This window comes from Streptomyces luteoverticillatus (assembly GCF_003970715.1).
Taxonomy (GTDB): domain Bacteria; phylum Actinomycetota; class Actinomycetes; order Streptomycetales; family Streptomycetaceae; genus Streptomyces; species Streptomyces abikoensis.
The window spans coordinates 234,185-254,321 of the sequence record NZ_CP034587.1 but is presented as its reverse complement, the minus strand read 5'-3'; the positions used below and the strand labels follow the sequence as shown (position 1 = coordinate 254,321).

Annotated in this window: 14 protein-coding genes; 9 read left to right on the top strand and 5 right to left on the bottom strand. The window is 72.1% G+C overall.

Features of this window, described 5'->3' with window-relative positions:
• Positions 1-84 precede the first annotated feature (84 nt).
• The 3 genes from EKH77_RS01150 (at position 85) to EKH77_RS01140 (ending at position 2,891) form a co-directional block, all read left to right on the top strand.
• Positions 85-1,311: a family 2 encapsulin nanocompartment cargo protein terpene cyclase gene (locus EKH77_RS01150; protein ID WP_240667162.1), complete on the top strand. Its 1,227-nt coding sequence runs from the start codon at positions 85-87 to the stop codon at positions 1,309-1,311.
• 40 nt (positions 1,312-1,351) lie between these two features.
• Positions 1,352-2,212 carry a geranyl diphosphate 2-C-methyltransferase gene (locus EKH77_RS01145; protein WP_240667161.1) on the top strand — a complete coding sequence of 287 codons (861 nt, stop codon included), beginning with the start codon at positions 1,352-1,354 and terminating at the stop codon, positions 2,210-2,212.
• Between the two features lie 139 nt (positions 2,213-2,351).
• Positions 2,352-2,891 (top strand): hypothetical protein, encoded by a 540-nt coding sequence (locus EKH77_RS01140; protein ID WP_126912572.1) that lies wholly within the window; start codon positions 2,352-2,354, stop codon positions 2,889-2,891.
• A 63-nt stretch (positions 2,892-2,954) separates the two neighbouring features.
• On the opposite strand, the gene EKH77_RS01135 is transcribed toward EKH77_RS01140, so the two are convergent.
• Positions 2,955-3,350, bottom strand: coding sequence for a DUF5997 family protein (locus EKH77_RS01135; protein WP_126912571.1), 396 nt, complete (start codon positions 3,348-3,350; stop codon positions 2,955-2,957).
• Between the two features lie 58 nt (positions 3,351-3,408).
• Here EKH77_RS01135 and EKH77_RS01130 point away from each other — a divergent pair, with 58 nt between their 5' ends.
• The 3 genes from EKH77_RS01130 (at position 3,409) to EKH77_RS01120 (ending at position 13,263) form a co-directional block, all read left to right on the top strand.
• Entirely contained in the window at positions 3,409-4,197 is a 789-nt protein-coding gene (locus EKH77_RS01130) for a LysR family substrate-binding domain-containing protein (protein ID WP_126912570.1), read from the top strand.
• Positions 4,198-4,401: 204 nt separating this feature from the next.
• A complete protein-coding gene (locus EKH77_RS01125) occupies positions 4,402-5,448 on the top strand; it encodes a cation diffusion facilitator family transporter (protein ID WP_126912569.1) in 1,047 nt (348 codons plus the stop codon).
• A gap of 195 nt (positions 5,449-5,643) precedes the next feature.
• Complete coding sequence (locus tag EKH77_RS01120) at positions 5,644-13,263, top strand: LamG-like jellyroll fold domain-containing protein (RefSeq protein WP_240667160.1); 7,620 nt, start codon at positions 5,644-5,646, stop codon at positions 13,261-13,263.
• A gap of 141 nt (positions 13,264-13,404) precedes the next feature.
• On the opposite strand, the gene EKH77_RS01115 is transcribed toward EKH77_RS01120, so the two are convergent.
• The 3 genes from EKH77_RS01115 to EKH77_RS01105 are packed head-to-tail and all read right to left on the bottom strand — an operon-like array spanning position 13,405 to position 17,389.
• On the bottom strand, positions 13,405-14,814 hold the full coding sequence (locus EKH77_RS01115; RefSeq protein WP_126912568.1) for an NAD-dependent malic enzyme: 1,410 nt from the start codon (positions 14,812-14,814) through the stop codon (positions 13,405-13,407).
• A gap of 57 nt (positions 14,815-14,871) precedes the next feature.
• Positions 14,872-16,323 (bottom strand): aspartate ammonia-lyase, encoded by a 1,452-nt coding sequence (gene aspA, locus EKH77_RS01110; RefSeq protein ID WP_126912567.1) that lies wholly within the window; start codon positions 16,321-16,323, stop codon positions 14,872-14,874.
• 43 nt (positions 16,324-16,366) lie between these two features.
• Positions 16,367-17,389, bottom strand: coding sequence for an asparaginase (locus EKH77_RS01105; RefSeq protein ID WP_126912566.1), 1,023 nt, complete (start codon positions 17,387-17,389; stop codon positions 16,367-16,369).
• Between the two features lie 149 nt (positions 17,390-17,538).
• Here EKH77_RS01105 and EKH77_RS01100 point away from each other — a divergent pair, with 149 nt between their 5' ends.
• A complete protein-coding gene (locus EKH77_RS01100; RefSeq protein WP_126912565.1) occupies positions 17,539-17,994 on the top strand; it encodes an Lrp/AsnC family transcriptional regulator in 456 nt (151 codons plus the stop codon).
• 52 nt (positions 17,995-18,046) lie between these two features.
• On the top strand, positions 18,047-18,706 hold the full coding sequence (locus EKH77_RS01095; RefSeq protein ID WP_126912564.1) for a maltokinase N-terminal cap-like domain-containing protein: 660 nt from the start codon (positions 18,047-18,049) through the stop codon (positions 18,704-18,706).
• Between the two features lie 58 nt (positions 18,707-18,764).
• On the opposite strand, the gene EKH77_RS01090 is transcribed toward EKH77_RS01095, so the two are convergent.
• Positions 18,765-19,262 (bottom strand): MarR family winged helix-turn-helix transcriptional regulator, encoded by a 498-nt coding sequence (locus EKH77_RS01090; protein WP_126912563.1) that lies wholly within the window; start codon positions 19,260-19,262, stop codon positions 18,765-18,767.
• Positions 19,263-19,379: 117 nt separating this feature from the next.
• Between EKH77_RS01090 and EKH77_RS01085 the strand changes: the two genes are divergently transcribed.
• Positions 19,380-19,793, top strand: coding sequence for an organic hydroperoxide resistance protein (locus tag EKH77_RS01085; protein WP_126912562.1), 414 nt, complete (start codon positions 19,380-19,382; stop codon positions 19,791-19,793).
• Positions 19,794-20,137 lie beyond the last annotated feature (344 nt).

Genomic DNA, 20,137 nt, shown 5'->3' with positions numbered 1-20,137 from the left:
CTCGGGTCCGCCACTCTGCTGCGTGGCCTGGTCGGGGCGGTGGCACGGTGGCCGCTGCCCGCACGCGCAGCGAAGGGACCCCGGATGAACCGGCTCAACGGCACCGCTCCGCTCGGAGCGGGCGCGCCGACCACCCCCCGCCCCGACGACCCGGCGGACGTCGCCGAGGCGGCACCGGCCGTCGTGGACGCGCTGCGCGGCCTGCTCGCCGGGCCGACGGGGCTCGGCACCTCGGCCGCCCGCCTGTTCCGCGCGGACCTCACCCCGCCGCCCGCCCCGCCCACCCCCGGGCCGGCCCTCGAGCAGCCGGCGGACGGGCACTCCCACGACCCCGGGCCCTCCTCGGGCTCCTCCGTGCGCGTACCACCGCTCTACTGCCCGGACGCCGAGCGCGACGACCCGGCCCTCGGCGAGGAGGTGAACAACCGGCTCGTCGAATGGGCCGAGGAAGTCGGCATCTTCCGGGGCCGGTTGGAGCGGCTGCGGTCGCACAACTTCGGGCGGCTGTTCATGCTCGCCCACCCCGACACCGACGACCCCGACCGCATCCTGACCGCCGCCCGCTGCGGACTCGCCGAATGGGCCGTGGACGACCACTGGGTCGACGAAGGGGAGGACACCTCACCGGAGTTGATCGGATCCCGCCTGGCCCTCGCCCACGCCGTCGTCGACCCCGTCCGCCTCCCCGCCCGCTACCTGGCCCAGTTCGAGAACGTCGTGCGCAAGGAACCCGTCCTGCGCGCCTTCCGCTCCTGCCTCGACCACCTGGCACGCATCGCCACCCCCACCCAGGTGGCCCGGCTGCGCCACGAACTGGCCGTGATGTTCGTGGGCTACAACCAGGAGGCGGAGTGGCGCGGCTCCGAGCGGCGGCCCGCCGTGTGGGAGTACCTGCTCCACCGCTACGAGAACGCCTTCTACCCCTGCATGGTCCTCATCGACCCCGTCGGCGGCTACGAGCTCCCCGCCGCCGAGTTCGCCGACGCGCGCGTACGCCGCACCTATCTGTACGCCGGCACGGCCAACGTGCTGCTCAACGACCTCTACTCGATGGCCAAGGAAGACCCCACCGACACCAATCTGCCCAACCTCCTCGCCGCCGAGGACAACTGCTCGCTCCAGGAGGCCGTGAACCGCGCCGCCTGCATCCACGACGAGCTGATGCACACGGTCGAGGCCGAGTGCGCCGTCCTGAGCGCGGTGGGCTCCCCGGAACTCCGGCGCTACCTCGCCGGGCTGTGGGCCTGGATGGGCGGGAGCAAGGAGTGGCACGCGACCAGCCCCCGGTACCACGGCGCATCGGCCCAGTGAATCCCCACCAGTTCATCAGCAAGCGGAAAGAGAAGACACGGTGACCATTCAGGAGATCAGCCCCGCCTCGGTTCTCGCCAGCGCCTACCAGCGCTCCGTCGCCGACTACTGGAACCGGGAGAAGAACCCCGTCAATCTCCGGCTCGGCGAGGTGGACGGCATCTACCACCACCACTACGGCGTCGGCGACGTCGACTGGTCCGTCCTGGAGGGGCCCGAGGAGACCCGCGACGAGCGGATCACCGCCGAACTCCACCGCCTGGAGTGCGCCCAGGCGGAGGTGCTGCTCAATCACCTCGGCACCGTCACCCCCGACGACCGCCTGATGGACTCCGGGTCGGGCCGCGGCGGCGGCAGCCTCGTCGCCAACCGCCGCTTCGGCTGCCACGTCGACGGCGTCTCCATCTCGGAGACCCAGGTCGCGTTCGCCAACGAGCAGGCCGAGAAGCACGGCGTCTCCGACAAGGTGCGCTTCCACCTGAAGAACATGCTGGACACCGGCTTCGAGAGCGGCCGCTTCCGGGCCATCTGGAACAACGAGAGCACCATGTACGTCGACCTCTCCCAGCTGTTCCCCGAGTACGCGCGGATGCTCCGCCACGGCGGCCGGTACGTGACCATCACCGGCTGCTACAACGACACCTACGGGCTGCCGTCCCGGGCCGTCAGCGAGATCAACGCCCACTACATCTGCGACATCCACCCGCGCAGCAGCTACTTCAAGGAGATGGCCGCCAACCGGCTCGTCCCGGCCGCCGTCGTGGACCTCACCGAGGCCACCATCCCGTACTGGGAGCTGCGCGCCCAGTCGCCGCTGGCCACGGGCATCGAGAAGGCGTTCCTGACCGCCTACAAGGACGGCAGCTTCCAGTACCTGCTGATCGCCGCCGACCGCGTCTGACCCCGGCCGGCCCCTTCCGGTCCCCGGCGGCCCGCCGCCGGGGACGGTTCCCGCGCCATGGCCCCACGGGCCGCGCCATGGCACGCTGACCGGAGCACCGCCACCCGCAAGGTCGCCAGGAACAGCCGGAGGAGGATTCGTGCTCTACGCCTTTGGATTCGAGCGGATCGGCGTCGTGGCCAGTGACCTCTACTTCATCGACCCCCAGCCGATCCCGGGCCAGGAAGGCGCCGAGCGGGGCGTGCGCCTGGAGGTCCGGCTGCTCCGGCCAGGTCCCCTGACGGGAACCATCTACGCCGCGCGGCCCATCGTCGTCGACCGCCCCCTCTGGCGGGCCGACCTGCTGGAGTCGGCGGACGGCCCGGCCGGAAGCCTGGACCGCGCCCACCACCACCCCAGGTTCGACGGCTGGGACCCGGGAGCGCGGGTCTTCGACGAAAAGCTCTCGGCCGCGCCCCTGGAATGGGTGGCCGGGAAACTGGCGGACCTGGACGCCCTGCTCGCGGAGGCCAAAGTGGGCAGGGACGAAGCCGGGCCGCACGACGCGGCGGAACTCCGGAACGCGACCCCCGACATCATGGCGGCCGTGCGCAAGCTCCTCGACGGCGTGGCCAAGGGAGAGCTGGCCCGCCCACCGGCCGGGGAGAACCTGACCAGCGCCCGCGTCAGCTGGCTGTGAACGCGCGGAGGGCGCCCGGCCGCACACGGCCGGGCGCCCTCCGCAAGGCATGGACCAGGGGCGTCAGCTGCCCTGCTGCTCCTGCTTCTGCTTGTTCTTCTCCTTGATGCGGACGGTTTCCTTGCGGACCTCCGCCTGGGTGGCGCGCTCCTTCTGGAGCCACTCCGGGGACTCCTGCTTCAGCGCCTCGATCTGCTCCGTGGTGAGCGCCTCGGTGACCCCGCCACGGGCCAGGCCCGAGATCGAGACACCGAGCTTCGCCGCGACCACCGGACGCGGGTGGGGGCCGTTGCTGCGCAGCTCGCGCAGCCACTCCGGCGGGTCCGCCTGAAGAGCGTTGAGCTCGTCGCGCGTGACGACACCCTCCTGGAACTCGGCGGGGGTGGCTTCGAGGTACACACCCAGCTTCTTCGCCGCGGTGGCGGGCTTCATGGTCTGGGTGCTCTGGTGCGACGTCATGCTGCCAAGGATATCGAGCGTGTGCGCCCCTTCCGACCACGCCCGGTAACCTGGCCAGGTGACAGGCTCGGAAGTACCTTCTCCCCCGTTCCGGCTCGCCTACGTACCGGGCGCGACCCCCGCCAAATGGGTGCGGATCTGGAACGAGCGAATGCCGGACACCCCGCTCGAGCTCGTGGCGACGGCCGCCGGTGAGGCACCGGACGCGCTGCGCGGCGGTGAGGCCGACGCGGGGCTCGTGCGGCTGCCCGTCGACCGGACGTACTTCAGCGCCATCCCCCTCTACACCGAGACCACGGTGGTGGTGATCCCGAAGGATCACCTCGCCGCGGCGTTCGAGGAGGTCACGCTGGCGGATCTGGCCGACGAGGTCGTCTTCCACCCCCTCGACGACACCCTCGACTGGCAGGAGGGGCTGCCGGGCCGGCCCGCGATCGAGCGCCCCGAGACGACGGGCGACGCCATCGAGCTGGTCGCGGCGAACGTGGGCGTCCTCCTCGTCCCGCAGTCGCTCGCCCGTCTGCACCACCGCAAGGACCTCACGTACCGGACGGTCACCGACGCCCCGCAGTCGAGCGTGGCCCTGTCGTGGCCCGAGGAGCGGACCACCGACATGGTGGAGGACTTCATCGGCATCGTCCGGGGCCGCACCGTGAACAGCTCCCGGGGCCGCCGCCCCGAGGCCGGGGAGCAGCCGAAGGACCAGCGCAAGGACAAGCGCCCGGAGCCGGGCGCCGCCCGGCGGAAGCCGGCGGCCGGCAAGACGGCCACCGGCAGGACGGCGGGCCGGAGCGCCTCCCGGACCGCGAAGCGCGGCAAGCCCGGAAAGCCCGGCCGCCGGGGCTAGCGGCGACACCGGGCACGGTGTTTGCTCCATGGTTCTGAAATCGATTACCAGCTGCATCACAGAGCTCGCCTCTCCGGGATAAAACCGCAGGTCAGAGCGTTGTTATCGCTACTGGAAACCGATGCCGTTGCAGCCTTTGCGCACCCCGTGAATCATGTTGTTCACTCGCTGGCGAAGCCCCCGACGAGGCAGCCAGGAGGCGCCGTGCCCGGCCACACCCATACCCATGAAGACGCCCCCGGCGGACACGCCCACAGCCACGACCACGGCTCTGGGCACGGCGGGCACAGCCACGGCGTCGCCGCCGACGCCGACCGCCGGTGGCTGACCATCGCCCTGACGCTGATCACCGTGTTCATGGCCGCCGAGGTCACCGTCGGCATCCTCGCCAGCTCCCTGGCGCTGATCTCCGACGCGGCCCACATGCTCACCGACGCCGCCTCGATCGTGCTCGCGCTCATCGCGATGCGCCTGGCGGCCCGGCCCGCCCGGGGTGGATACACCTACGGCCTCAAGCGCGCCGAGATACTCTCCGCCCAGGCCAACGGCCTCACGCTCGTTCTCCTCGGCGCCTGGCTCGGCTACGAGGCCGTGCGCCGGCTGATCAGCCCGCCCGACGTCGAGGGTCAGCTGGTCTTCGTCACCGCGCTCGTCGGCATCGCCGTCAACATCGTGGCCGCGTGGTGCATCTCCAAGGCCAACCGCACCTCGCTGAACGTCGAGGGCGCCTTCCAGCACATCCTCAACGACCTCTACGCCTTCATCGGCACCGCCGTCGCCGGGCTCGTCGTCATGCTCACCGGCTTCGCCCGCGCCGACGCCATCGCCACCCTCGCCGTCGTCGTCCTCATGCTCAAGGCCGGCTTCGGGCTGATCAGGGCCTCGGGCCGGATCTTCCTGGAGGCCGCCCCGGCCGGTATCGACCCCGACGCGGTCGGCGACCGGATGGCCGCCGCCGATCAGGTCGTCGAGATCCACGACCTCCACATCTGGCAGATCACCTCCGGCCAGCCCGCCCTGTCGGCCCACGTCCTGGTCACCCCCGACGGCGACTGCCACACCGTGCGCCGCCGCCTCCAGCACCGGCTGCGCGAGGACTACGGCATCACCCACGCCACCCTCCAGGTCGACCACCTCGGCGAGGACCAGGACGAGGAGGCCCTCCTCCAGATCGCCGCCCCCACGGGCCACCGGGGCCGCACCGAGGACACCCACGGCCCCGTCCACCGCCCCGGGCCCCACGACCACTGAGCCGACCGGAACGATCTCGGACGCCGTTTCCGGACACCATGGCGCGATGACTCCCTTGACGGGGAATTCCCGCTGGTCAATCGTGTGACGGCCGCGCACGCCCGGGGGAGCGGGCGCAGGCCGTCAAGGGGCCGATCGGCCCCTTGTCCCACGACTTGCGGCGTGCGATTCCGCACGCCTCCTCAAGGAGAGTCCTTGTCCGGCGAACAGCACCTGCTCAAGGTCTACAGCGACCGTGCCTACGTCCACACCACCACCGTGCGCCACCAGGGCACGGTGGTGGCCCTCGCCATGGACGACCGGCGGCGCGTCGTCTACACCGTGCTCGACATGGCGCGGTACGACGAGAGCAAGGGCGAGCTCGACGCCGCGTACTGGTCGGAGAACCCGCACCCGCTCCGCTTCCCGTCCGAGACCACCGACGTCGGCTTCGCCGCCGCCGGCCTCACCGCGTTACCCGTCGTCAAGAACGGCGGCCGCGTCGAGGCCGCCCCCGCGGAGCGGCTCGACGAGGACGAGGTGGACGCCTTCCTGTCCACCACCGCCCGGCTCACCGCCCTCGCCCCTTTCCAGGCGATCTCCGACGGCACCCACATCGTCGTCCTGCGCCAGTCCGTCACCGCCGACCACCCCGACGCCGTCCACAAGCTGGCCGGCGGCGGCTCCTCCGGGGACCCGGACCGCGCCGACTACGCCCGCGACCAGGACGGCGCGAAGATCCCGCTCGCGGCGGACACCCTGCTGTGCGACCGGTTCCTGCTCGTCGGCGGCGAGCTCAAGCCCGTCCTGGAGGCCCGCTACCGCCGCAGCCGCCACCGGACCCGCCCCGACTCCGCCAAGGACAGCCTGGGCACGACCGACATGGAAGGCCGCCCCTTCCACGAGCCCACGCAGGAACTGTCGTTCGTCCGCCACCTCTCCGGCGGGCGCTTCGCCGCCCTGCTCGTCCCCACCGCCGTCCACGGACAGCAGCGCTGGCAGATCTTCGCGCACAACGACGCCACGGGCCGCGTCGACTCCTTCAACGTCGAGCAGGGCAAGGACGGGCTGTTCAACCTCCAAGGCACCCAGGCCTGGACCAGCCCCGACCCCGCCCACCGCGACGCCGTCTACGAACCGGGCCCCGGCACCTGCCCGTTCACCGGCCTGCCGCTCATACCCGTCGTCAGCACCGAGGGCCACGCCGAGACAGCGCTGGCCTTTGGCGAGGGCGACGCCCACGTGAGAGTCCCGCGGGGACCCGAGCTCGCCGGGCGCGACTTCACCGTCGAATTCTGGGCGCGCCGCACCGCCCACGGCCGCCAGGAGTTCCTCGTCGGCCACGGCGACGAGGCCGGCAGCCCGCGGAACTCCCTCCACATCGGCTTCCGCGAGGACAACCGGTTCACCTTCGCCTTCTACGCCGAGGACCTCAACGCCGACGTACGGACCGAGGACACCGCCTGGCACCACTACGCCTGCGTCTACGAGCACGCCGCCCGCCGCCAGACCGTCTACCGCGACGGCGAGCAGGCCGGCAGCCGCACGATGGACGGCGGCTACACCGGCACCGGCGCCCTGCTGCTGGGCCGCGCCCTCGCCCAGGGCGCCCGCGCCGAACTGGACGAGGTCCGGATCTGGGACCGCGCCCGCACCGCCGAGGAACTCAAGCGCGACAAGAGCGTCCGCCTCATCGGCAACGACCCCGGCCTCGTCGCCTACTACCGTTTCGACGAGGGCTCCGGCACCCGCCTCCACGACCAGACCGACCACGCCCGCCACGGCGAGCTCGTCGGCGGCCCGAAGTGGGTGACCTCCGAGGCCCCCATCGGCGACCACCCCGGCGTGCGCCGCGACAGCTTCGCCGTCGCCGGCCGGAAGACCGTCTCCGGGCTCTCCGCCGTCCTGTACCACCAGCAGGAGGAGACCACCACCGGCTACGGCCAGGAGCCCAAGCCCGCCAAGCGCCAGGCCCGCGTCCTGCTGTCCTACGCCACCTCCGGACCCGGCCCGAGGACGGGCGCGGAGACCGACGACGCCTACCTCGCCACGGTCGACTTCGGCGTCGGGCGCGACGGCCGCCTCGCCCAGGTGCCGGACGAGCTGAAGCTGCCGGTGCTCGCAGCGCCGGAGGGTAGCTCCGACGTCGAGACGATCAGCGAACTGGACGCCCGGATCCGTCAGCTGGTCCAGGACCTCGCCGCCAAGGAGACCGAGGTCGCCGACCTCACCCGGCAGACCGCCGACGTGCCGGAGCTGGAGCGCCAGCGCGAGGGGTACTACGCCAGGTGGCAGGACATCGCCGGCTGGACGTGCCGGATCCGCTTCAAGAACGCGCGGGACGGCAAGCCGCAGTACCTGGCTGTGAAGGACGACGGTGCCGGCGGCGAACCCCCGCTGGTCCGGACCTCGGACAAGGACGCGAAGTCGGCGCTGTGGGACGTCATGTATCCCCCCGGGGCCTCGTGGAGCGGCCGTATCCCCTACCTCCTGCGCAATCGGCACACCGGCAAGGACATGAACGTCGCCGGTGACAGCAAGGACAACGACGCGCCCCTGATCGTGTGGCCGCGGAAGGTCACCGCCTGGAACACCCACTTCCATATCGACGAGCGGAGCGACGGCTACAGCACGCTCGTCAACCGCTACAGCGACAAGGCGGTCTGCGCCCCCGACCGGCTCGGCGACCGCGTCGTCCAGTACGACACCGCCGCGGTCACCGAGTCCGGCGAAGGGCTGATCGTCTTCGAACGGGTCGCCCTCCACGAATTCGGGCATTCCGACTTCCGCGACGCGGCCAAGCGCGTCGAGGCCCTCGACGCCCAGCTCGCCGAGCTCCGCCCGCAACGCGAGCTGCTGGAACGGCGCCGCCGCGAGATCGAGGCCGACCAGGCCGAGCTCACGGCCAAGCGCGACGAGCTCGCCCGCCTCACCGGCGGCCTCAAGGGCGCCGACGACATCGCGCTGCCCATGCCCCAGCTCTCCCTCGACCGCACCGGCCTGAGCGCCTCCGGCGCGCTGCTGGCCTTCGCCCGCTCCGCCGACCGGCCGCACCTGCTGGACAGCGCCACCGGCAACGTCGTGCTGTACTTCCGCGGCACCAACGGACAGTTCTTCGCCACCTACTACGACACCACGGTCCTGCGTTCCTCCCGCCGGCTGACGGCCGGCGACGGCCAGGGGGTCACCTTCACCGCCCGTGACTCCGGCACCGGCCTGGGCTCGGTGACGATCCGCGTCACCGAGGGCGGCGGACCCGGCCTGTGCGACGTGACCATCGAACGGGGCGTGGAGCGCGAGACCTGGCAGGGGCTGCCGCGCCAGTCGGCAGCCTTCGCCGCGATCGTCAACGGGACGCCGGAGGAGCCCGTCACGATCGGCGCGGTCAAGTCGTTCGACGCGACCACCAGAATCCTGTCCGGCGGCAAGTCAGGCGACGTCGTCGGCGGTGTCCTCCGGCTCGCCGAACCCCTCTCCGCCGCCCTGCCCGCCGGTACGCCGGTCACCCTCGGCGGCCACCTCTACCTCACGGAGACCGCTTGCGCGCCCGGGGCCACGTCGCTCCGGCTGGACGCCGGCGAGGGCGGCCCCGAGCCGCAGCCGGGCGAGCCCGTCCAGCGGCTGCGCTACGACCACCGGCGCGCCTCCTCCAACCGCCCCGGCGTCCCGCTCTCCGCGGGCTCCCGGCTGGTGCTCGCCGACCCGGGCACGGCCCGGGAGGTCCCGCTCGGCGAGGTCTCGGACCTCGTCGCCGGGCACGGCTGCCGCTGGCGCGCCGACAAGCCCGGCCGGGCGTACTCCTTCGACGGGCGGCGGAACGCCCTCACCCTGCCGCAGGACCGGCTGGACCGCGTGGCCGTGGCCCGCGACCTGACCCTGGAGGCGTGGGTCAACCCCGAGACGGTGTCCGGTACGGCCAGGATCGTCCACGTCGGCACCGGCGACGTCCCGTACACCCTCGGCCTGCTCGCCCCGGCGGCGACCGTCGTGCCCGCCCTGGCCTTCGACGGCAAGAGCGGCGTGGCCACGACCGAGAACGGCTTCAGCCTCGCGGGCCGGTCCTTCACAGTGGAGTTCTGGGCCCGGCGCACCAAGGAGTGGGACGGCAAGGCGCAGTACGTCGTCGGCCACGGCACCTCGCACGGCAGCACCAGGGGCGCCCTGCACATCGGCTGGCGCGAGGGCAGCGCCTTCACCTTCGCCTTCTACGGCGACGACCTCACCACCACCCACGGCCAGGACTACGCGGGCTGGCACCACTGGGCCTGCGTCTTCGACGCGGACACCCGGGAGCAGGTGATCTACCGGGACGGCGTCGCCGAGGACCGGCGCACCGCCACGGGCACCTACCAGGGCGACGGCCTCTTCAGCTTCGGCAGCCACTTCGGCGGCTGGGTGCCCGACTACGCGGCCGTCGAGATGGACGAGGTCCGGCTCTGGGGCACCGCCCGCACCGCCGCGGAGATCCGGGACCGCAAGAACGTACGGCTGACGGGCAAGGAGCACGGCCTGATGGGCTACTGGCCCTCCGCCGACCCGTTCGACCAGGTCGGCGGCAAGCCCGGCGTCCTGGACCGCTCCGGCAACAACCGGCACGTCCAGCTGCGCGGCGGCGTCACCACCGCGACCACGACCGCCGAGCTCAAGCAGACCGCGGAGACGACGTACCGCGTCGTCGCCGGGGCCGGTGACCGGCTGGTGGCCACCCGCGACACCTTCGCCCCTCACGAGTGGACCCACCTCGCCGCCTCCTACGAGCAGTCCTGGGCCGTCGAGCTCTCCGACGGCGCGTACCTGGAGGCGCCCGACAACGACGCGCTCGACATCGCCGACGACCTCACCATTGAGGTCTTCTGCCGCGTCGACGCCCTCGGTACGACACAGGGCCTGCTCTCCAAGGGCCGCACCGCCGACGGCTCCGGCGGCAGCGTCCCGTACCGGCTGCTCGTCCTCCCCGACGGAAAGCTGGAGTTCGGCTTCGAGGACCCGGACGGCAGGCTCGTGCGCTTCACCTCCACCGATGCCGTTGCCGCCGGAACGTTCCACCGCCTCGCCGTCGTCCGCAAGAGCGGCCGGTCGACGCAGGAGCGCAAGGGCAGCAAGGAGATCACCGGGGCGGGCGCCGACGGCAAGCCCGTCAAGCAGACCGTCGAGCTCGTGGAGTCCGTCGACGTCCAGGAGTGGCAGGACATCCGCTTCTTCGTCGACGGCCGTGAGGCGGGCTCCGCCCGCTACGAGGGGCCCGGCGCCAAGGGCAACACCGGCACGCTCGACATCGGCCGGGCCCGCACGGGCCTGGACGTCCACTCCTTCACCGGTGTCGTCGCCGAGGTCCGGCTGTGGGGCCTCGCCCGTGACGCCGCGCGGCTCGCTACCCCCGTCTCCGCCCGCGACCGCGGCCTGACCGCCCAGTGGCGCTTCGAGGAGAACGCCGGCAACACCGCCGCCGACACCACCGGCTCGCACCCCGCCCGGCTGCGCGGCGCCCGCTGGACCCGCAACCCCGACCCGCGCGGCAGCGCCTTCCGGATCTACCGCAACGGCGTCTCCGTGGCCTGCGACCCCCTCGACGCCAAGGACTTCACCGACTACGGCGACACCCAGCTCTCCCTCGGCGCCCGGCTCAAGGACGGCGAGGTCACCCAGCCCTTCCACGGCATCCTGGAGGAGGTGCGCGTCTGGCGCACCACCCGCACCCAGGAGCAGATCCTCGACAACCTCTTCACCCGCCTCAAGGGCGAGAAGGAGGACCTGATCGCCTACTGGTCCTTCGACCGCGCCTCCACCGACGAGAGCGCGAACCTCGTCCGCGACGAGGGCCTGCGCGGCAACGACCTCACCCTCCACGACGCTCCCCGCCGCCCCGCCGCCGTCCTGTCCACCGCCCCCGTCTCCAGCGACACCGCCCAGGTCCGCTCGGCACTGGCCGCGATGCGCACCCCCTTCCACGAGACGGTCTCCGCCGCGCCCGCCGTCGCCGAGTACGCGGACATGCAGTACACCGCCAAGGGCGAGGCGTTCGGCGTCCTGAAGCGGGCCTACGGCTATCTGCACGACGGCCGCTGGCACCTGGTCACCGGCTACAAGGTCGGCGACCTGGTCAGCGAATGGGTCAGCCAGGTGCAGTTCGACCCGCAGCTCGTCGGCTACGTCGAGGGCGCGCCGCCCGTGCCGTCGGAGAACCTCACGCCCAACACGGTCGACCCCGACCGCGCGACCTACGACGGCGTCGCCTCGGTGGAGTTCACCCAGGCCGAGGAGGTCGTCCACTCGCTGTCGTCGGCCAAGGAACGCAGCGTCGACGCCGCGTTCTCCTTCGCCCTCTCCAACGAGGTCGACGTCGACATGTGGATGATCGCCGCACCGCTGGGCTTCGGTGTCGCCAAGTCGATGGCGAAGGCCAAGGTGTCGGCGGGTGTGCGCGGCAGCCTGGAGTTCTCCAACAGCTGGGCCGACGAGACCGCCGTCTCCCAGGGCGAGAACACCACCCGGTCCATGAAGGTCGACCTCTCCGGCAGCTGGGAGGACCCGACCAAGCCCCTCAACGCCACGCTCGGCCGCCGGTACATCCCCGTCAACACCGGCTTCGCGCTCGTCCAGTCCCAGACCGCCGACGTCTTCGCGCTGCGGCTCGCCCACAGCGGCGCCCTCGTCGCCTACCGCATCCAGCCCAACCCCGACATCCCCAAGGACTGGAACGTCGTCACCTTCCCGCTCAACCCGCGCTACACCAAACAGGGCACCCTGGACGGCACGGTCGGCTACGACGAGCGCGGCAAGGTCCTCGACCCCGACTACACGGACGCCCGCGACCACGGCGAGTACAGCTACTACAAGCCTCGCGAGGCCTACGCCGTCAAGCGGCGCATCCAGCGCGAGCAGCAGCGGCTGCGCGGCTACTACGAGACGGTCTCCACCGACACGAGCGCCCCCGACCCCACCGCCGAGCGGGCGGGCCGGGTCCTGGGCGGCGCGATCGGCGGCGACACCTCGCCCGGCAAGGGCCGCGACACGGCGGGCAACTCCACCGGCGACGGCTTCTCCCGCCGCGACCTGGTCAACACCTACGTCTGGACCGCCGACGGCGGCTTCTTCGCCGAGACCACCGAGACCACGGACGCCGTCAGCGAGACGACCTCCGGCTCGTACTCGCTGTCCGGTTCGGTGGGCGCGTCCGTCGGCACGTCCTTCGACATCATGGGCGTCGGGATCAACGCCCAGCTCGACGCGGCCGTCGGCGGCGGCATGTCCGTCACCCGGGCCCGCGGCAAGGAGGCCACCCGCTCCTTCGGGCTGAACGTCACCTGCTCACCGTCCGGCAACGTCCAGCAGTACGACGCCAACCGCAAACCCGTCTTCGACGCCGACGGCAACCCCGTCAACGCGCCCGGCAAGGTGGACGCCTACCGGTTCCTCAGCTTCTACCTCGGCGAGGACACCGAGCACTTCGACACCTTCTTCCACAAGGTCGTCGACCCCACCTGGCTGGAGAACGGCACCGACCCCAACGCGGCCGCGCTGCGCCAGGCGCGCCAGTCGGACCGGAAGCCCCCGTGCTGGCGCGTGATGCACCGCGTCACGTTCGTCAGCCGGCTGCTGCCGCCGGTGGCCGGGGCGGAGGCCCCGCCGCTGGAGCGGGCCATGCGGCAGCTGGACGTGGAGAGCAACTACGAGCTCGTCCGCCGCCTCGACCCGTACGTCAAGGGCGCGGCCACCGGCCTGCCCGAACTCACGGAGGCCGTGCGCACCGCCCTCGCCACGCACCTGCCCGAGCTGAGCCCCCACGCGGCGGACGTCACCGGCTTCCTCGCCCAGTACTACGGAGTGGAGGCCTGACCCGCTGACCCGGTCCCGGGCCCTGCCCACACGGCCAGGGCCCGGGACCGCTCCGCTCCGAGGACGCGGGGCCGCTCGCGCGCGGGCGAGCGTACGAGAACGGCGGTGCCCGTGTCCCGGGCACCGCCGCGTGATTTCCGCCTACTGGCGGGCGGCCAGCGCCGCCTGCTTGACGGCCGAGGCCACTGCCTCGGTCGCCTTCGCGTTGAAGACGCTGGGGATGATGTAGTTGGCGTTGAGTTCGTCCTCGGCGACGACGTCGGCGAGGGCGCGGGCGGCGGCGAGCATCATGTCGGTGTTGACGGTGCGGGACTGGGCGTCGAGCAGGCCGCGGAAGACGCCGGGGAAGACCAGCACGTTGTTGATCTGGTTCGGGAAGTCCGAGCGGCCGGTGGCCACCACCGCGGCGGTCTTGCGGGCGATGCCGGGGTCGACCTCGGGGTCGGGGTTGGCCAGCGCGAAGACGATCGAGTCCGGGGCCATCGCGGCGACGTCCTCGCCGTCCAGGACGTTGGGGGCGGAGACGCCGATGAAGACGTCCGCGCCGCGCACGGCCTCCTTCAGCGTCCCGGTCACGCCCTCGGGGTTGGTGTTGTCCGCGATCCAGCGCAGCGCCGAGTCCGGGCTCGCGGAGACGAGGTCGGGGCGGCCGGTGTGGACGACGCCGTGGATGTCGGCGACCACCGCGTGCCGCACCCCGGCGGCGATGAGGAGCTTGAGGATGGCGGTGCCGGCCGCGCCCGCACCCGACATGACGACGCGGACGTCGCCTACGTTCTTGCCGACGACGCGCAGGGCGTTGGTCAGGGCGGCGAGGACGACGATGGCGGTGCCGTGCTGGTCGTCGTGGAAGACGGGGATGTCGAGGGCTTCGCGCAGGCGGGCTTCGATCTCGAAGCAGCGGGGGGCGGAGATGTCCTCGAGGTTGATGCCGGCGAAGCCGGGGGCGATGGCCTTGACGATCTCGACGATGGCGTCGGAGTCCTGGGTGTCCAGGCAGATCGGCCAGGCGTCGATGCCGGCGAAGCGCTTGAAGAGGGCGGCCTTGCCCTCCATGACCGGGAGGGCGGCCTTGGGGCCGATGTTGCCCAGGCCGAGGACGGCGGAGCCGTCGGTGACGACGGCGACGCTGTTGCGCTTGATGGTCAGGCGGCGGGCGTCCTCGGGGTTCTCGGCGATGGCCATGCAGACGCGGGCGACGCCGGGGGTGTAGACCATGGAGAGGTCGTCGCGGTTGCGGATGGGGTGCTTGGAGGCCATCTCGATCTTGCCGCCGAGGTGCATCAGGAACGTGCGGTCGGAGACCTTGCCCAGGGTCACGCCCTCGATGCCGCGGAGCTTTTCGACGATCTCGTCGGCGTGCTCGGTCGAGGTGGTGGCCATGGTGACGTCGATGCGCAGCTTCTCGTGGCCGGAAGCGGTCACGTCCAGGCCGGTCACGGACCCGCCGGAGGACTCCACGGCCGTGGTCAGCTCACTGACCGCGGTCCCCGACGCGGGAACCTCCAGCCGGACCGTCATCGAGTACGAGACGCTGGGCGCCGTTGCCATGGGGGTACTTCTTCTTTCTGTTTCTTGGGAGGGGAGCGGTGCGGAGTGGTCCGGCGGTCAGCCGTGGACCGCCGCGGAGTGGGGGCGGGCGAGGTTGTCCGGGTGGAGGATCTCCTCGAGCCGCTCCGGGGTGAGCAGGCCCTTGGCCAGGACGAGGTCGCGGACGGAGGCGCCGGTGGTCAGGGCCTCCTGGGCGACGGCCGTGGCCTTCTCGTAGCCGATGTGCGGGTTGAGGGCGGTGGCCAGGCCGATGGACTGACCGACCAGCTGGGCCAGGTGCTCGCGGTTGGCGGTGATGCCGGTGACGCACCGCTCGGCCAGCGTCAGGCAGCCGGACCGCAGGTGGGCGATGCTCTTCAGGAGGCTGTGCGCGATGACCGGCTCGAAGGCGTTGAGCTGGAGCTGGCCGGACTCGGCGGCCATGGTGACGGTCACGTCGTTGCCGATGACCTCGAAGGCGACCTGGTTGACGACCTCGGGGATCACCGGGTTGACCTTGCCGGGCATGATGCTCGAACCCGCCTGCACGGCCGGCAGGTTGATCTCGGCGAGACCGGCGCGCGGGCCGCAGGAGAGCAGCCGCAGGTCGTTGCAGGTCTTGGAGAGCTTGACGGCGATCCGCTTGAGCACACCGGACAGCTGGACGAACGCGCCCATGTCCTGGGTGGCCTCGACGAGGTCGCCGGCGACGCTCAGCGGGACGCCCGTGATCGCGCCGAGGTGGCGGCACGCGAGCTCCGGGTACTCGGGGTGGGCGTTGAGGCCGGTGCCGATGGCGGTGCCACCGAGGTTGATCTCCCGGAGCAGGGCGCGGGCCTCCTCCAGCCGGGCCCGGTCCTCGGCCAGCATGACGGCGTAGGCGGCGAACTCCTGGCCCAGCGTCATGGGCACCGCGTCCTGGAGCTGGGTGCGGCCCATCTTGAGGACGTCCGCGAACTCCTCCGCCTTGGCGGCGAAGGCCAGCCGGAGGACCTCCATGGCCTCCAGCAGCCCGTCGGCGGCGAGCTGGAGGGAGAGCCGGACGGCGGTGGGGTAGACGTCGTTGGTGCTCTGCCCGGCGTTGACGTCCTCCAGCGGGTGGAGGCGGCGGTAGTCGCCCTTGGCGTGGCCGAGGTGCTCCAGCGCCCGGTTGGCGATGACCTCGTTGGCGTTCATGTTGGTGGAGGTGCCCGCGCCGCCCTGGATCACGTCCACGACGAAGTGGTCGTGGAGGCGGCCGGCGCGGATCTCCTCGCAGGCCCGCACGATGGCGTCCGCCTTGTCGCCGGGCAGCAGGCCCAGGTCGCGGTTGGCCAGCGCGGCGGCCTGCTTGACGGCGGCCAGCGCGGTGACGAGGTCGGGGTACGCGGCGATCGGGGTGCCGGTGATGGGGAAGTTCTCCACGGCCCGCAGCGTGTGGACGCCGTAGTACGCGTGGGCGGGGACGTCCCGGTCGCCGAGGAGGTCGTGCTCGCTGCGGAACAGGGTGCTGTCGGGTGCGGTGGCGGGGTGGGGGACGGTGGCCGTCATCGGGGGTCCGATCGGGTGCGGGGGGAGGCGGTGTGGGGGGTGATCAGGCGTTCGCGAGCGACGCGCCGTGCGCGTCGGCGGCCGGCGCGGGGGCCCCGAGGGCCCGGCGCAGCGCCTCGGCGCGCGCGGCCGGGTCGGTGGCGGCGAGCGTCGCGGCGAGCACGGCTATGCGTGCCTGGCCGGCGCGCAGCGTGCCGGTGAGCACGGCTCCGCCGGCGACGAGGTCCACGGCGCCGCCGTGGGTGTAGATCTCGGCGACGGAGCCGCTGGGCACGCGCGTGGTCACGGCGACGAGCACACCGCGCGAGGCCGCGCCGGCGACGGCGGCGGCGATCTCGGGGGTGGCGTTGCCCGCGCCGGTCGCCACGAGGACGACGCCCTGGGCGCCCGCGCCGACGGCGGCGTCGAACAGGAGGGTGTCCGCGTCGCAGTGGTGCATGACGACGTCGACCCGGGGCAGCGGCCCGTCCGCCGCGGGCAGCGGGAGAGGCTCCGGGCGCTCGGGCCGCCGGTGGATGACGACGCCGCTGGGGCCCACGTCGGCGACGCGGCTCCCGGACGGGTCGGCGAAGGCGTCGGCGGCCAGGGTCTGGACCTTGATCGTGCCGCGCGCGGCGTGCACCTGGCCGTCGAAGACGACGAGCACACCGAGATCGCGCACCGAGGCGGCGGTCAGGAGGGCGTCGTGGAGGTTGCGCGGCCCGTCGCCGTTGGGGTCCTCGAGCGGCAGCTGGGCGCCGGTGAAGACCACCGGGCGGGGGTCGCCGTGGTGGAGGTCCACGAAGAAGGCGGACTCCTCCAGGGTGTCCGTGCCGTGGGTGACGACGATGCCGGCCACGTCGGGGTCGGCCAGCACCTCGTGCACCGTGCGCAGCAGCGCGAGCTGGTCGGCGGTGGTCAGCCGGGCGCTGTTGACGCTCATCAGGTCCACGACCCGCACGGTCACGCCGTCGGGCACGGCGGCCGTCGCCAGGACGTCCCCGCCGCGGGCGTCGGCGGCGAAGCCGGACCCCTGCCAGCGGCTGGCGATCGTTCCGCCGGTGCTGATGACGACGACCTGTCCCACGTCGTGCTCACTTCTGCTCGTAGTTCATGACCGGCGTGCGCGCCGGGGGCGCACGCCGGTTTGTTCCTGGCAACGATATGACGAATCGGGCGCAATCGGTTTGCCATGTCGGGCGTGGTGACGCGCGTAGCGTGGTGGATAATCGCGTGATGGACCAGATCGACAGGAATATCTTGCGCGAGCTCCAGAAGGACGGCCGGCTGACCATCCAGGACCTCGCCCAGCGCGTGGGTCTCACCTCGTCCCCCTGTATGCGCCGTGTCCGCCAGCTGGAACAGGACGGCGTGATCCAGGGCTACCGGGCGGTGATCAACCCGGAGGCCGTCGGGCGGGGCTTCGAGGTGCTCGTCTCCATCGAGGTCAAGCGCGACCGGGAGGCGGTCGAGGCGTTCGAGGCCGCGCTCCAGGGCATCCCGGACGTGATCGAGGCGTACCGGCTCTTCGGCAGCCCGGGCTGTCTGCTGCGCATCGCGGTCGCCGACCTCACGGCCTACGAGCGGCTGTGGATCGAGCGCCTCACCACGCTGTCGGGCATCACCGAGGTCAACTCGCAGATCATCATGAAGCGGGTCAAGGAGCCGCAGGGGCTTCCGGTCGACGACTGATCTCGCCCATGATGAGGGGTCATACAACGCTCAACGAAAGAGAAGCCAGGGTATGTCCGTCATCCACCGCACCACCCTTACGCCCACCAAGGAGGAGCTGCTCGCCTCCTGGCTGCCCTCCCGGCCGTGGTACCGCCCCGGGGCGGGCGCGCCGCAGTTGACCAAGGCGGGCGGGTTCCGGCTGGACGACCCGGCCGGCGAGGTCGGGATCGAGTTCATGGTGACGACCGACACGGCGGGCCCGGAGCCGGTCAGCTACCTGGTGCCGCTCACCTACCGGGGCGCCCCGCTGGAGGGCGCGGAGGATGCCCTCGTCGGGACCCTGGAGCACGGTGTGCTGGGCAAGCGCTGGGTCTACGACGGGTGCCACGACCCGGTGTTCACCACGGCGATCCTCGCCCTGATCGAGGGCCGGGTCCAGGCCCAGGCCCAGAGTGTCAGCGACACCCTCGACGAGGGGATCGCCCGCTCCTTCACCGGGCAGGGCCCCGTGGCCGCGGCCTTCACCTCCGTCACCGACGACACGGAGTCCACCGAGCTGACGGGCGCGCCCCATGGCGCCGCGCTCCGTCTGCACCGGGTGCTGCGCCCCGGCCCGGACACCGCACCCGAGGGCGCGACCGGTCACGTCCTGGGCTGGTGGAACCTCCAGGACGGCACCCGCGTCCAGGGCCTCTTCGCCACTCTGAGCACCACCACATCGCGGGACTGATCCGCGCTGCCCGTACCCGGCTCCGGCCGGGCACGGGCATGTCCGGCGGCGCGGCGAGTCAGTCGCAGAGGGATCCGTCGTCGAAGGCCGCGCCGTCGAGCGCGAGCGTCAACTTCTCCAGAAGCGCGCGCAGTTCCCCGGCCTCCTGGGCGGTGAAGCCCGTGGCCGTCGCGATCCGGACCGGCACGAGGGCCGCTTCCTCGCGCAGCGCGGTGCCCGCCGGGGTGAGGCGGACGAGGACGGATCGCTCGTCCTGCGCGCTGCGCTCGCGGTGCACGAGCCCGGCCGCCTCCAGGCGCTTGAGGAGCGGGGAGAGCGTCCCGGAGTCCAGGCGCAGGAGCTCGCCCAGCCGCTTCACGGGCAGCTCGGTGTGCTCCCAGAGGACCATCATCACCAGGTACTGCGGGTAGGTGAGGCCCAGGTCCTTGAGCAGCGTGCGATAGACGGCGCCGAACGCGCGGGAGGCGGCGTTCAGCGAGAAGCAGAGCTGCCGGTCCAGGCGGAGGAGGTCCTCGCGGGGCGCGTGCTCGGAGGGGGTGATCGGCGGCTTCGTCATGCGCCCAGGGTATCTCGCCGGGCATTTAATTGCGCACAACTGAATCGTGCACTACCTTGATGGGTGTCAGGCGGGCCGGACAGGCCCTCGCCGCGATCTCCGAGAGGGATGGTTCCCATGGAAGCCCTGTACACCGCCGTCGCCACCGCCACCCACGGCCGTGAGGGCCGCGCCGTCAGCTCCGACGGCCTCCTCGACGTCCAGCTGGCCCTCCCGGCGCAGCTCGGCGGCAACGGCGCCGGCACCAACCCGGAGCAGCTGTTCGCCGCCGGGTACGCGGCGTGCTTCGCCAGCGCCCTCGGTCTGGTCGGCCGGCAGGCGAAGGTCGACCTCGGTGACGCCGCGGTGACCGCCGAGGTCGGCATCGGCAAGGAGGGCGAGGGCTTCGGGCTGGCGGTCACGCTGCGCGTGGAGCTCCCCGACGCGGTCGACACCGCGACGGGCCGCAAGCTGGTCGAGCAGGCCCACCAGGTCTGCCCCTACTCCAACGCGACCCGCGGCAACATCCCGGTCGAGCTCGTCGTCGAGTGACGACCCGCGGCTGAAGCGGGCCCCGACCGGGGCCTGCCGGCCGCCGAACGAAGAGTTTTCGTCATCCTCGAACACCGCACACCCCGGTTCCCCCATGACCTCCCCGTCATTGACCCGGACATGTCGACCCGGATGTCGGCGGTGAACCACCGGGCCCGAACGGCCCAATCGATCTTCCCCAAAAGGCCCTTGACACACCGACCGGAGTGACTCAAGTGGCCAGAGGGTCCTCCGATCCGTATGTGGCGTGAATCCGACCCACCCGGCCGCCCGCTTTCGACCGGTGCCGCCCCGGCCTGATTCACTCCCGCCGGAGCGCCGTCACCGCAGGTCACCGCCGTGGG